The sequence below is a fragment of the Microcoleus sp. B3-A4 genome (assembly GCF_036705385.1).
Classification (GTDB): Bacteria; Cyanobacteriota; Cyanobacteriia; order Cyanobacteriales; family Microcoleaceae; genus Microcoleus.
On sequence record NZ_JAUBUI010000042.1, the window covers coordinates 36751 to 51323 of the forward strand.

The window sequence follows — 14573 nt, forward strand, 5'->3', positions numbered from 1 at the left end:
ATTTACTGTTTTTCGCTAATATCGATTAGGTTCAAAATTCTGTCATATTCAAAATTATTAATGCAATCTTGAAGTTTGGCCGCAAGAGAGGGATTGACAGTGCCGATTTGTGCGATCGAACTAGCGATCGCCTCCATGTCCACACTCAAAATACTTTGCTTGAATTGGGCCATCCAGTCTGGAGAAAGAGAGGCAAAAGCCTCCGGTGTCAGCACCTCCTGACTTGACTCCTCTACACCTGCGGCACTTACTGCGGTTGGATCTTCATAAATATAGCGTACTCCTAAATGTTTTCCCATTGCCGCAAAGATATCCTCCTCTCGGAACGGTTTCCGCATAAAATCATCGCAACCCGCCGAAAGAATCACCGCCCGTTCTTCCTCCAAAACGCTAGCAGTTAGGGCCACAATCGCCGTTGCTTGCCCGCCAGTTGTAGTTTTAATCTGTTTCGTTGCCTCATAGCCGTCCATGACAGGCATTCTCATGTCCATCCAAATCAGATGCGGTTCCCACTCCATAAAAATATCAACCGCTTCTTTACCGTTATTTGCTTCTCTCAACTCAAATCCGAGTGGACTGAGAAGTTTTACTAACAGTTGGCGATTCAAAGGTTTGTCGTCCACAATTAGCAAGCGATAACTCGGCTGATTCGGTGCGAGGGCAACAACTCGACGTTGAGTTTTTTTGCTTTCAATATCACTAGCTTCAACCAGATGAACTTGGATGTCAAACTGAAATAATGCACCCTTTCCGATGTCGCTGCTAACAGTAATTTCACCTCCCATTAATTGCACGAACTGGCGGCTAATAGCTAAACCTAAACCCGTTCCTTCCTGAGAATCTTTACCTGTTTTCGTCTGCACGAATGCTTCAAACAACTGATGGATTTCCTCAGCAGCAATGCCTGCACCAGTATCTTGAACTTCAAAATGCAGCCAGTAGCGATCGGGCAATTGGTCAGTGCTGTTTTTATGTATGTTCCGCCTTCCTCCTTTGACTTGCACCGACACTCCCCCTTCTGAGGTAAATTTAATTGCATTATTGAGCAAGTTAATTAAGACTTGCCGCAATTTAACTTCATCAGTACAAATGAAATGGGGAACTTCTGCGTCTGTGTCGAAGATTAGTTGCAAACCTTTTTGCTCAGCTTTGAGAGCAAACATATCTTCTAAATCGTCGATTAGTTGGTACAAATCGAAGCTTTTTTCATTAAGCGTTGTGCGTCCGGCTTCGATTTTTGACAAGTCTAAAACTTGGTTGATTAAAGCCAGTAAATGTTCGCCACTCCGCAGTATGATTCCGACATTTTCTTGATTTTCCTGAGACAAAGTTTGACTGCGGATCAGGACTTGAGCAAAGCCGATGATCGCGTTCAGAGGCGATCGCAATTCGTGGCTCATATTGGCGAGAAAACTACTCTTAGCTTTGTTTGCGGCTTCGGCCGCTTCTTTCGCCTGCTGCATTTTGATTTCCACTTGTTTGTTATCAGTAATGTCTTTAATAAAACCTTCGTAGTAAAGTAAATTTCCTGCTTCATTGCAGACAGCGCGACAATTTTCCGAAATCCAGATTATGCTGCCATCTTTGCGGTAAATTTCTGATTCAAAGTTTGATAGTATCCCGCACTCATTCATCAGCGCTGCAAATTCGTCGCGGCGGTTGGGTTTCACGTAAAGCTGGTTATTGAAATTCGGCTGTGCTGCTATTAAATCTGCAGGCGAGTCGTAACCGTAGATGTTAGCTAAAGCGGGGTTAGCGCTGATGTATTTCCCGTCAACAGCAGTTTGAAAAATTCCATTCAAAGCATTTTCATAAATGTTGCGGTACTTTTCTTCGGCTTCCCGGAGGGCTGTTTCTGCTTTTTGGCGATCGGTAATATCGCTAGACATCGACAAAAAACAAGCTTCTCCGTCAATATCGATGGTTTCTATAGACAGCAGTGCCGTTCTTTCTGTACCATTTTTATTGCGAAACCTCAGCTCATAATTGTGAATTGCTGTCTTGTCTTTTAACATTTGAATCATGCGGTCACGCTCTTTCAAACTCGCCCAAAAGTTGAGTTCAACCGCTGTTTTACCGATAATTTCTTTCTGGGTGTAGCCCATCATCCGGCAAAAACTATCATTAACTTCTAGGTGGCAACCGTCACGAATTCTTGTAATTGTAATCGCATTCGGACTCGAACGAAAAGCTTTAGAAAACTTTTCTTTTGCCTTAGCAAGATCTGCGGTGCGTTCTGCAACTTGCACTGCTAAATTTTGGTTATATGCCCTTAATAATTTCTCTGCTAGTTTCCGTTTCGTAATATCTTGAAAAGCGCACATTCCGTAAAGAATATTTCCTTGGGCGTCGTAAATAGGAGTTCCCCAAACTTGCAGGGGAACAGTTTTGTTATTCGAGGAGATTTCAATGTCATCAACAGTTACAGTTTTACCCTGCAAAGCATTTAAAATTGGATCGCGTTCCGCTGGGTAAATTTCCTGAGTTCCAGCTAAATAAACTCGGTATAATTGGCGCAATTTTTCGGCATCTGCTGCCACAATTCCTTGAGACAAAAGTTTCTTTCCTGTAGGGTTAATGTAGTGAGGTTGACCGTTTGGCTCTGCAATAAAAATGCCTAGCGGTACTGCATTGAGAAATTGTTTGACTCGGCTTTCGCTTTCTGAGAGGGAAGTAAATGAATGCTGCAATTGCTCTGCCATGCTGTTAAAAGCAGTGGCAAGTTCTCCGAGTTCATCTTCGCGATTCAGAGTGAGCTTTGTATCCCATTCATTTCGCGCCAAAGCTTTCGCCGCTGCATTCAATCTTAAAATCGGCTGAACTACCCATTTAGCAGTAAGAATCCCCAGGATTGTCGCCCCCATCAAAGCTGCAAGCGACAGTAAAAAAGTCGTGCGCGTGTTGAGGTTAATTTGCTCCATAAAGTCAGACTCGGGTACAACTACTACAATCAGCCAATCCAACCCTCGATCGTCTTTAAAAGGAGCTACCTGAATAAAATTTCGCTTGCGGTCAATATCAAAAGTAAGTTGTTGAGGATTATTGATTTTAGCTAAGCTATCGTAGGATTTATCTAAATGCTGTGCAGTTTGGCGAATTACCGGATTCTCGCTTTCTGAAGCTTTAATTCGCCTTGTTTCTTTACCTTCCACCACGAATTCTTGACTCGCCGTTGAAGTAGCAATTAACATCCCCGATCGCTCCATGACAAAAGTTTGTCCTGATTTGCCAATTTTGAGGCTAACGAGAAATTCTTTGATTCGAGAAAAGAGCAAATCGCTGCCAGCTACTCCTAACAATTTGCCAGAATCGTCGTAAATAGGCAAAGCAGCAGTAATTGCCAGTTCCCTAGTCAAAAAATCTGTATAAATTGGAGTCCAAATAGGTTTTTTTGCCGCCGCTGCTGCTATGTACCAAGGTCGAGTTCGCGGGTCGTAAATATTGGGCGAAATTTGCACTAATTGAACGCGGTTTCCCTGAGAGTCACCCGTATAGCGAGCTAATTTATTCCCAGTAGAGCTGTCGGCAGCAGATATCAGAATCCGTTCATTAGTGCGGATTGCTCCCGAATGTTCTCCATTTTCTTTACCTGTGTAAATGATGCTGATCGAATCAAAATATTGAATTTGTTCTAGGAAATGATGTTCTAGTTTTTGGTTGTCTTCTAGGTTCAACTGCCCCAATTTTATGCCTTGAACGTTCAGGTGATTGACAATGTGGGGAATTGACATATAATTTTCCATGCGGTCTTTGATGCGATCGCTAATTTCTCCCCGCAACTGAGCGGCAACCTCATTAACTGCCCGCTGACCGTTTTGAAAAGATAGCCAACCTACAACTCCTACCGTGCCGACAATTTGCACTAAAAAAGGAACCACGAGCACCGTTTGTAATGGAGCTTTGCCGATAAATTTTGTAGCCAAACGATTGAGGGGTTTAGGAAACATATTCATCCTAAGAGGAATTGGGCATTGGGCATTGGGCATTGGGCATTGGTAATTGTTGGGAGTTTTGAGTATAAATTATGTTCCCTTTGCCCTTCCTTTTCTCCTTATGCTGTAGTTTACTGACGACAGTACCCGTCGATCAATTTAACTCAATATAGCGTATTTATACTCAGAGCTTTTTCGTAACTACTGATACAGATAAGTGGGCGCGATCGACCTAAGTCGAAATCATCTGATCTATTGCACCATTCTCAATAAGTCTTGAACGGGCGGATTCTCCTGCCCAACCCCTACTCCCCACAAGAAAATGCACTTTTTGTGAAACAGACCGTCCAGCCTGTTAAGCGAGAATAACCTGTCGCGCATTTAATTTGTATATTTTGGGCGGGCGGGACGCCCACCCCACAAGACTTGGATTTTTTTTGACAGACAATTTAAAGGCAGAACAGCTTAGTGCAACATCTCAGTTTGAAGCAAGAGTAGCTACACAAGAACTCCGCCCAAAAACCTGCATTTACCTGCGATTCAACTCCATCCTTTCGCCGTAACGTAACAGCATATCCAAACTCTCCAAACGATTTTGCCAAGTTTGCACCTGATAGCTATTTTCGGCAGAATGCAGGCGCATCGAAGATTGAAATTGAGATTGAAAACCCCTTAACAATCTTTTAGCAGTTGCTAAACTTTCCGTAGAAGGATTTGCCGCCAATTTGCTCAAAGCTTGCGCCAATTCCTCCGATCGACTTTGCAAAACCTTCAGTTCAGATTCCGACACCCGCAACTGATTGTTAGCCAACAAAAAACTCCATTCCTGCTTGAGAGCAGTATACCGCGAAGCCGCCGCCGCAAACGGCTGTCGGTAAGGAATCGGCTCCGCAGCAGAAGTAGAACGCACTGGCGGGCCTTGAGTGCGGTTAAAAAATCCCTGCATCCCGCTGCTGATACTTTCCACGGCAAAAATAGCATAGCCCCCAGTCGGCAAATCGCGCAAAGCTTGAATTTGGTCGATCGCCACAACTTCCGGGAGAGTCAACAACTTAACCGCTGGAGAAATCAAAGCCGAACCCAGAATTTGTTCCTTTACCAACGGTTCGGTGATGCGCTGAAGTCGGTTCGTATCCAAAGCATAAGTCATCGGCACAATCAAATCTACAATGCCCTGACGAGCCCAAAGTTCCCAATTTTGCTGAATTTTGTAAATCCGCTGACTTTCCGGGTGCGGAAACACCGCCACCGACAGAATTGTGCGCGGATAATTCTGCCGCAAAAGCTGAGAAACTTCAGCTACAAAACTATTAATTTGATTAGTTTTAAACTCAACCCACTGCCGCCACAAACTGCCGTCCCTGGGCGAAATATTCACCGGATCTGCACCCGTCAACTGCCTAAATTGCTGCCTCGCCGCAATACCGTAACCGTAAGTAAAATTCGCATTGTCATCTTGAAAAGGATAGCGAATATAGTCTAATTGCACCCCATCTACTTTATAGTTGTTGGCAATTTCGCTGACAATTTGCAGCAAATAATTACGGGCCTCCGGGTTCGCAGGATCGAGATAAAATTTGCCATCATTAGGATTTTGGGTGCGTCCTTTATTGTCAATATTCGCCCACTGTGGATGAGCGGAAAGTACCGGCCCGGGATAAGAACTAGGCTGGCCGATTAAAGTATTGTGGCGCTTATTTCCTGTGGCAAAAACCCAAACCCAAGCGTGCAGTTCCATGCCTCGCTCGTGAGCTAATTTAACCGCAGATGCCAGCGGGTCCCAGCCAACTGTTAGGGGATTTTGTTGCGGTGCAACTTGACTGGGATAAATCGTATATCCGGCATTCAAAGTTTCAAAGAAAACGGTATTGATACCGGCGGCGGCGAGCCGATCGAACACTGCCGCCAAACCCTGTTCCGATCGCGCTGCGACGATCGTCCCGCGATCGAGCCAAACCGCCCGAATTTCCGCCCCAACGCGCTGTCCTTCCTTCGGGTAATTTTGCCACAGCAACTGCCGCGCTTCCACCCACTGCTTTCTAGCCTCCGCGTAGTTTTGCTCTTGCAGGAGTTGGTCAAAAGTTTGCAAAACCTGCCGCGCTTGGGCGATCGCCCCCGTCCTGCTCGCTTGCAGAATAGTCAAGCGACTGGCTGCCGGGCCGCCGCCCCCCTGTTCTGCAGCCACCAGTTGAGGGGTGGTAGCAGCATTGAGATTGATGGCGGTATTGCCTGAATTAGATGCTGTTAGGGCGCTTTCAAACCGGCCCAGGAGGTTAGTGAGTTCTTGGCGCATCAAGTACGCTTCAATGCTGACGATCGGCTTATTGGAATTTGCCTGCACGTCCAAACCGGGCGGCGCCGACTGATCCGAAGGGTCTGTAAAAGTTGCAGGTACTGGATCGGAAACCGAGCCAGAGGAAGAAAGTCGGCTCAGCGGGTTACTACGCGGCGAATTAGGGCTGTTTCTAGTAACTCTTGAGGGGGGAGTTGGCAGTGGGGTCGCGGCAGCGGTGGGCGGCGCAGAGGGCTGCGAAGCGATCGTGCCTCCCCAGCGGGCGATCGAGGCTTGCAGCCAAGCCTTATCTACATTTGCCGAACCGTCGCTACCCCAGCGCCAGCCGAGATAGGTAGCGCGATCTGTGGCGATGGCTGCGGAGGAACCGGAACTATCTTTCCAAGTAGCAATAGTTTGACTGTTCGCATCGGCCGGAATCAAGACACCGCCTTGGACTGAGGCATTTTTTTGTTCTGGTGGCATCCAACTGCTAGAAGTAGTGCAAGCCAAATCCCGACAGCGGCTGCGCGGTTGCGGGTTCGCCGGTTGGGTTAACGGAAAAGCCCAATAGGCCCCGAGGAGCGATCGCAAAGATTGGCGCACCAAGGCCGGGGAACTGCGGCCGACTGGGCCCGAAGCAATCAAGCGGCCGCCCTGTTTTGTCCAAGCTTCTAAAACTTTAATTTGCGCCGGACTCAAAGTTTCAATGTTTGGCAAAAACAGCACGTTAACGCCTGCTAAATCCGCCAAATTTTTGATTTCTTCCAAATTGATTGGTTTGTAAGCAATGCCGCTTTCCCAGAGGCGCGTGGTAATCTTTACCCAATCGGGAGAATTTTCGGAACTGCGAACAACGCCCAGAACTACTTCTGCGAAACTCGGAGAGGGAAATAAAATAAAGAGATTGAGTAATGTACTTGCTAGAGTGCCAATTAAGACTCTTTGCAAGAAAGTGAAAAAGCGAAATTTTTGAGCCTGAGAGCAGGCATCAGGCATTTGATCGGGCTTATTGATTTGTTGCATAAATATGAGAATTACCCACCACACCGCTAGAGAAAAATTCAATAACAATTAAGAGCGATCGATCCGCACCATACAATTTTCTATCCTGTTCTGCAACCTGAATCAGGAAAATGTGCGATCGATCGATTTTAGATTTTAGATTTTAGATTTTGGATTTTAGATTTAAATCTGGGTCTATTCCTCATGACTGTTGACTGTTGACTGTTGAGTGTGGACTGTTTGGACATTTGAACAATACCGATGCAACCGGAAACGATTTTAAATTAAAACCTGGGTGCATTTGGGTTGAAAAACCAAAAATACAATTTAGATGCCGGACAGCCAACAGCCAACAGCCAACACTCAACAGTCAACAATTTTCTAACTTGCAGCTTCATTCACGGGGAATCGATCGATTAACTGCATCGCCCGACAAGCATTTCTCCGCAAAGAATCTGAAACATGAGGAACGTGAGGAATCTGAGACAAGAAATCCAAAGTCCGGCGCAAAATCCGCACCACATCCCCTTCATCCAAACTCGTATGGCTAATCAGTTCCAGCCATTCAACGCCCAGAGCCCACTGTTCGACCAAAGTCACTAAATCCCGTTCCAGCCAAATCGGGATTGCAGCTTCATGACGGTACTGCACTTGAAACAACCGGCGGCGCAGGCCTTTTTGCAGATTGTCCAAAGGTGCCAAAACTTCTGGCGACAGCGAGTAGTGAGTCCAACTGTCCGGTCTGGAAACTTCTGTAACTAAGGCCGCACAAGCAGCAGCGAGGTGGTGGGGGTCGAGTTCGTCAAACTCCGCAGACATCAGGGACAAACCCAGCCACAGTTCGTTATCGCCGCGAATGGCGGCGCAAGCTTGGCCCAAGATTGTGGGCACCAACCTGTCGGAGGAGTCATTTCGGTTTCCAGTTGCCGAAACTACTCTTTCCAAGCAGCCAAAATTCAGCAAGATGTCGATTAAGTTGAGAAATTGCTCCCAGTAGCGAGCTCGTTGCTTTTCTAACTCTTGTTCGCTTTTGCGGATTTCTTTTTTCAATTCTTCCCGGCGGCGCTGGCGTTTGAGCAAAGTACCGGGATTGCCCCATACTAGAACCGGGTGAATTTCTAGCTGAGCTTCTAGGGCTGCGATTTTATGCTGTTGCTCGATCGCCTCCGGACTCGGTTCCGGTGTCGGCAATTGTGGGATCGATGCAGCAATTGAAGCAGTTTCTTCAGTTCCCAAGCGGCACTGGCCGAGTCTCAGGGGCATTTCCGACGGTGGGTTCAAGGTATCTGCAACGCTCAAGCGGGGTAATTCGGCGTGCAGGCTAGCGACATCGCTAATGGCGACGACATACCAGCGGTTATCTTTGCCCAAGCACACTAAATTTGGTGCTTGGCCGGAACCTGCGATTTTGGCAACCAGTACGGCGGGTACAGGATTTGTGTGCGATCGTTTGGCTGTCGGAACGTGCTTGCCTTTGAGACTCAGAACCGTACCGAGCACTGCAAAAGCCACAGCTACGGACATCTCCTTAAATCTGGCTTCTTCAGCTTGCTGCAAGAGAATTTTGAGCAAACGTTTGTCTTCTTTGAGTCTTGCCTGCAATTTTTCGTAATGGGCGAGCTCTTTTTCCAGGGTGGAGACATTTCCTCCGGCCGCCAGGGACTGTTCCAGCACAGCCAATTCTGTTTGCAATCGGTCTAATTCTTCTTGCTGCGGCTGCAAGTACAACGTAGACAGGTATTGACCAAAACTCCGCTCTACCAACTCTTGAGCTTCGTCGAGAGTGTGAGTTTGCAGCAAATTCAGCACCATGCCGTAGCTGGGCGTAAACTGACTGGCGAGGGGGTCGGCTTTGGCTGTTGCCAAATACGAGGCTTCTTTTGCGCCTTCAAAGCGCGTCTGAACTGCGACCACGTGCCCCAGCTTGTCCATGCCCCGCCGACCAGCCCGACCGGCCATTTGCAGGAATTCTGAAGCGTTTAGCAGCCGATGTCCCTTGTCGGTGCGCTTGGACAGGGTGGAAATGACTGTGGTGCGGGCGGGCATATTAATCCCGGCTGCTAGGGTTTCGGTGGCAAATACGACTTTAATCAAACCTCTGCCAAAGAGTTCTTCTACTAAACCTTTCCAAGCGGGCAAAATGCCTGCGTGGTGGGCGGCGATGCCTTTTAAAAGTGCTTCTTTTTGACCGAAGCGTTCTGCTTCTGGGTTTCGCTGTAAAAAATCGTCAATGATGCGTTTGAGTTCGGCTGTTTCGGCTTCGTTAACTAGGGAGAAATTGCCGACTTCTGCGACTGCTTGGTCGCACCCGCGACGGCTGAAGATGAAGTAAATTGCTGGTAGCATATCTCGATCGTCCAACCGGGCCAAAACATCGGTCAAACTCGGAGTGGGGATGCTGCCTCTTTCTACTTTTTGCTGCTTCTTTTTGGGGACTAACCGGACATTCGCTCTTTTGCCGGTCTCGTCTAGCAGGGGAAATATCCCTTTTTGGTTGGCGAAGTGGAATTGCAGCGGTACTGGCCGAAAGTCTGAGTAGACGAGCTCTGTGGGCCCGTGGACTTTGTTAATCCAGTCTGTGAGTTGGTCGCTATTGGCAACGGTTGCTGAGAGGGCGAGCAGTTGAATTTCGCTCGAACAGTAGATGATGGATTCTTCCCAGACGGTGCCGCGCTGCCGATCGTTCATGTAGTGACACTCGTCGAGCACCACGGTTTCGACTCCGGTGAGGGAAGTACCGACTTCTCCGATCGGCGTACCGTAGAGCATATTCCGAAATATTTCGGTAGTCATCACCAAAATCGGCGCATCTCGATTGACGGAGATGTCGCCCGTTAGCAAACCTACGTTGTCGTCTCCAAATTGACTGCGGAAGTCGCGCAGCTTTTGGTTAGAGAGTGCTTTGAGGGGAGTGGTATAGAAGACGCGCCGCCCCCTGGATAGTGCTTGATGGATGGCGTATTCGCCGATTAACGTTTTCCCGGAGCCTGTGGGAGCGCACACGACAACGGATTTACCTGCATCGAGGGCGGCGATCGCCTCTCTCTGAAAGTTATCTAGCTCGAATGGAAATATGGTCTTCAGATCCAGCTCTGGGCGGTTCTGGGCAGTGTCTGGCACAAGGATTATTATAAGGTTGCAGGATAAGTATGCTTAAATCTTGCTGAAAGCAAGTCAGCAGAGGACTGTATTGATTTTAAACCTTCGCCACCAAATCGGCTAGGAAGGAATAAGTCTGTTGGCAGTTGTCATTAGTCATTAGTCATTAGTAACAATTACCAATTACCAGTTACCAGTTACCAATGCCCCATGCCCCATGCCCCATTCCCCATGCCCCATGCCCCATTCCCCGTTTTCTTCTCTATGATTCCAGTTATTTCGACTATTCCTGTGGTGCAGCTTGCTTCGGGCGATCGGCTTTCACTGCAAGTCTATCAGTTCCAAGGTGCCGTTCCTGAAACAAAGGGTTATATCTAGCATGATATTAACAAAAAATATAAATCAGGAATTAAGCCCCAAGTATTTTGACACGCTATTTATGGCGTAAGGTGTGCAGTGCACACCCTTTTTATAGGGTTTATGCGTAAGTCCTGTCAATCTCAGAAACATCACGGTTTTTTTTATATGAAAATTATCAAAAATCGCAGGTTCCGGCTCCGCATCGCCCTTGTTTTGCCCTTTGTATTGCAGATCGCTGGAACTGTGGGGTTAGTCAGTTATTTGTCTTTTCGCAGCGGTCAAAAAGCGGTTAACGATCTAGCAGCCCAATTACGCAATGAACTCACTGCCCGGATTGATGGAGAATTAAGAAAATATCTAGGTAGGCCCCACGATTTTAATCAGTTGAATGGAGCAGCTTTTTCTGAGAATAGTTTTGATATGGTTAATGCCAGCAATGCCAAGCAATTTTTGACCCAGATACAAATTTCTACCTTTATTGATTCATCCTACTGCGGTGACTCCCAAGGGCAATATCTGGGGGCATCTCGCCTGTTTTCTCAAGGTTCTGCAACGGTCGCCATGTCTGTTAGCAATCAAGAGAGCGACTACAATTTTTACTATTATGCTATGGATAGTCGGGGCAATCGGCAGCAGTTGCTAGAAAAACGCCGCCCCTACGATCCGCGCAAACGTCCTTGGTACATTGCCGCCATAGAAGCAAAACGACAGATTTGGAGTGAGGTTTACCTGGATTTTTCCGGCGGATTGCCCACGATTACAGCTAGCGAGCCAGTTTACGATAGTACGGGAAACATCTTAGGGGTTTGTGCCACGGATGTGGTGCTTTTAGAAGATTTAAGGAAATTTTTAGCTAGTCTGGCAATTGGCAAAACAGGTCATGCTTTCATTATGGATCGCAAAGGTTCCATGCTTTCTAGCTCCACCAATGAACCTCTGACTGTGGGCAAAGGGGAAAATGCCAAGCTGGTGATGGCGATTCAAAGCGAAGAACCCGTAGTCAGAGAAACTGCCCAATATTTGCAGCAGCATTTTGGCAGCTTCGATCGCATTGAAAGATCGCAACAAGGCGATTACCTACTCAACGGTAAGCGACAGTTCGTGCAGGTATCCCCCCTCAAGGATGGCAAAGGTATTGATTGGCTGATTGCGGTGGTGATTCCAGAAGCAGATTTTATGGCACAAATCTATGAAAACACCCAAAATACGATCGTGCTAGTTTTAATAGCCTTACTCGTCGCGATCGCGATCGGTATTCTCACTGCCCGTTGGATTACTCACCCCTTATTAAAACTTGCTCAGGCATCTCAAGAAGTTGCCAGAGGTAATCTCGACCAAAAAGTTGACGCTGGCTGGATTAAGGAAATTGCTATTGTGGCTGATTCTTTCAACAGCATGACCGACAAACTCAAGGAATCCGTAAAAGCCCTACGCTTAGCTAATGAGGAGTTAGAAAATCGAGTGGAAATCCGCACGGCAGAACTACGCAAAGAAAAGGAGCGATCGGAACAGCTTTTACTCAATATTCTGCCTGCCAAAATTGCCGAGCGCTTAAAACGAGCAGAATCTCCCACAGAACATTTTGAAGAAGTGACGATTCTCTTTGCTGATATTGTTGGTTTCACCAGTCTCTCAGCCCAAATGGAACCTATGCAATTAGTTGCCGGATTGAACCAAATTTTTTCTGCTTTCGATCAGTTGACGGAAAAGTATGGTCTAGAAAAAATTAAAACCATTGGTGATGCTTACATGGTGGTGGGTGGATTGCCAATCGCCAGTGAGGATCATGCCAGGGCGATCGCGGATATGGCTTTAGAAATGCAGGCTTACATGAAAACAATACCCAACTATTTAGGAAACTCACTACAAATACGGATTGGCATTAACACTGGTCCCGTCATTGCGGGAGTGATTGGCATCAAGAAGTTTATTTATGACTTGTGGGGAGATGCCGTTAATGTGGCTTCTCGCATGGAGTCTCACGGTCAACCGGGCTATATTCAGGTAACAGAGACCACATATTCTCATTTGAAAGATCTGTATGTGCTGGAACCAAGAGGTACTATTTCTATTAAGGGTCGGGGAGAAATGATTACTTACTGGTTAATCTGTCCAAAAAGCTAGAAGCCGATCGATGCTTCAATTGGGAAGATTGGTTTTGCCAAGTCTCACCTGCCTTTCTAAACGTGTTCCCTCTCTCCGAGTCTTGTCTATGATTCCTGTTATTTCGAGTATTCCTGTGGTGCAGCTTGCTTCGGGCGATCGGCTTTCACTGCAAGTCTATCAGTTCCAAGGTGCGATTCCGGGCAAAAAAGCTTATCTCCAATCTAACCTGCACGGCGCTGAGATTAGCGGTAATGCTGTGATTTACCAATTAATTGAGTTTTTAAGGTCTTTGGACAGCAGCCAGTTAAGCGGGGAAATTTGGCTAGTTCCTGTTTGCAATCCTGTGGGTGTCAGTCAGCGATCGCACCATTTTTCCCCTGGTCGCTACAATCTTTATGATGGGGTAAATTGGAACCGAATTTTCTGGGATTTTGAAAAACAAGGGGAAGATATTCTGGGTTTTGCGAAGTCTCACATCCATCTCGATGCCGATACTGTCAAAGCTAATTACAGAAAAGCGATTGCTTTGAGTTTTGCGAAAGAGTTGGAAAAAATTAACGCTCCTAGTTGTCGCCCCTACAGCGAATTTTACCGATATCAGCTACAATCTTTGTGTTTGGATGCTGACTATGTGCTGGACTTGCACAGTTCTACGAATCAAAGTTTAGATTACCTTTACTGTTTTAATTCCCGCGAGGAGAGTGCGAAAGCTTTTTTGCTCGATCGGGCAATTTTGATGAACGAGTACGACGGCGATGCTTTTGACGAGGCGTTTCTCAAGCCTTGGCTAGCTTTGGAGAAGATTTTGACCCAGTTGGGAAGTGCGATCAAATTTGATGTGGAAGCTTGGACTTTAGAATTAGGTTCGGGGATGGAAATGAATCCCCAGTCGGTGGCGAATGGCTTGCGGGGAATCAAAAATTACTTAGCAAGTAAGGGTTTATTGAAAATAGATGGATTTCCTCTGCCCGAAACTGCGAATCATCAAGTTATTTTTACCCCCAAGAATTCAGTGTTCAAATACTACACGCCTGCGGGCGGGATGATACAAAATCGAGTGGAATTGGGGAGTTATGTAAAAAAGGGCGATCGGCTTTATCAAATTCTCAGCTTTAATAAGAATGGGGAATTTCCGAGTTTGGTTGATGTTTGTGCTGAGTCGGATGTTTTCATTTTTGATGTTTCGACCAATCAGTCAGTAAATCAAGGAGAGTATGTGTTGTCTGTGATGGCAGATTGAGAATACCAAGAAACCCGGTTTATTGAATAAACCGGGTTTCTGAAAACCTATTGGTAGTCGAAGCATAATTTACGATATACTATTGAATAGCGCTTGTTTAAATTCCGCAGCACTTTTATAATAACTGTAGTTTAGACTAAATAAAGATGAGAAAGGTGGCTTCAGAAGAACTAGAGCCACCGCGCTGGGAGAGAATAAGGGTGAAAAGAAAACCTATCCACTCCCTTAATGAACAGTGAACGATTAAAAGACTTTCGTCAAGCAGCATACGAGTTATTAGTGCTGGCGAAAGATGCAACATTCGAGCTGATGGATGCAGTAATGACAACCAGGAATGCGGCTTGTTTGGCGGAATTTTCGCGAGCGTCCGCTATTCAATCGTCAATGGTCAAGCGTCTATGAAGCCTTACAAGACTGTAGACCAGACCGGAAAAAACTGATGATGCTGTATCAAGAGCAATTACAGCAGCAAGTACCTAGAACAATACTCCGGACAGTTTTTAAAGAGGGATGCGACGCCTACGGCAAGCAACGCTTACGCAATAAATCACAGAAGCGA

General features: G+C 46.5%; 7 protein-coding genes. 4 read left to right on the plus strand and 3 right to left on the minus strand.

All coding sequences use genetic code 11. The features are described 5' to 3' along the window. Window positions 1–2: 2 nt before the first annotated feature. The 3 genes from QUB33_RS17480 to QUB33_RS17490 form a co-directional block, all read right to left on the minus strand. Window positions 3–3947: a PAS domain S-box protein gene (locus QUB33_RS17480; protein WP_333351963.1), complete on the minus strand. Its 3945-nt coding sequence runs from the start codon at window positions 3945–3947 to the stop codon at window positions 3–5. 514 nt (window positions 3948–4461) lie between these two features. Continuing rightward, entirely contained in the window at window positions 4462–7203 is a 2742-nt protein-coding gene (locus tag QUB33_RS17485) for a family 10 glycosylhydrolase (protein WP_445299534.1), read from the minus strand. Window positions 7204–7590: 387 nt separating this feature from the next. After that, window positions 7591–10329, minus strand: coding sequence for a DEAD/DEAH box helicase (locus tag QUB33_RS17490; protein WP_333351952.1), 2739 nt, complete (start codon window positions 10327–10329; stop codon window positions 7591–7593). 189 nt (window positions 10330–10518) lie between these two features. On the opposite strand from QUB33_RS17490, the gene QUB33_RS17495 reads away from it, so the two are divergent. The 4 genes from QUB33_RS17495 to QUB33_RS17510 all read left to right on the plus strand — a co-directional run bounded on the left by QUB33_RS17495 (window position 10519) and on the right by QUB33_RS17510 (window position 14416). Further along, the gene (locus QUB33_RS17495; protein WP_333351954.1) at window positions 10519–10686 is read left to right on the plus strand and encodes a hypothetical protein; all 168 of its coding nucleotides are present in this window, start codon (window positions 10519–10521) and stop codon (window positions 10684–10686) included. Between the two features lie 147 nt (window positions 10687–10833). Continuing rightward, entirely contained in the window at window positions 10834–12792 is a 1959-nt protein-coding gene (locus tag QUB33_RS17500; protein WP_333351956.1) for an adenylate/guanylate cyclase domain-containing protein, read from the plus strand. Window positions 12793–12880: 88 nt separating this feature from the next. Continuing rightward, window positions 12881–14014 (plus strand): succinylglutamate desuccinylase/aspartoacylase family protein, encoded by a 1134-nt coding sequence (locus tag QUB33_RS17505; protein WP_333351958.1) that lies wholly within the window; start codon window positions 12881–12883, stop codon window positions 14012–14014. Between the two features lie 228 nt (window positions 14015–14242). Then, on the plus strand, window positions 14243–14416 hold the full coding sequence (locus QUB33_RS17510; RefSeq protein ID WP_333351960.1) for a hypothetical protein: 174 nt from the start codon (window positions 14243–14245) through the stop codon (window positions 14414–14416). Window positions 14417–14573: the final 157 nt, after the last annotated feature.

What these genes read in the sequence shown, in the direction of transcription:
- QUB33_RS17480 (WP_333351963.1), bottom strand. Translation starts at nt 3,947, where the DNA reads ATGTTTCCTAAACCCCTCAATCGTTTGGCTACAAAATTTATCGGCAAA.
- QUB33_RS17495 (WP_333351954.1), top strand. Translation starts at nt 10,519, where the DNA reads ATGCCCCATGCCCCATTCCCCATGCCCCATGCCCCATTCCCCGTTTTC.
- QUB33_RS17485 (WP_445299534.1), bottom strand. Translation starts at nt 7,203, where the DNA reads ATGCCTGATGCCTGCTCTCAGGCTCAAAAATTTCGCTTTTTCACTTTC.
- QUB33_RS17500 (WP_333351956.1), top strand. Translation starts at nt 10,834, where the DNA reads ATGAAAATTATCAAAAATCGCAGGTTCCGGCTCCGCATCGCCCTTGTT.
- QUB33_RS17505 (WP_333351958.1), top strand. Translation starts at nt 12,881, where the DNA reads ATGATTCCTGTTATTTCGAGTATTCCTGTGGTGCAGCTTGCTTCGGGC.
- QUB33_RS17510 (WP_333351960.1), top strand. Translation starts at nt 14,243, where the DNA reads ATGAACAGTGAACGATTAAAAGACTTTCGTCAAGCAGCATACGAGTTA.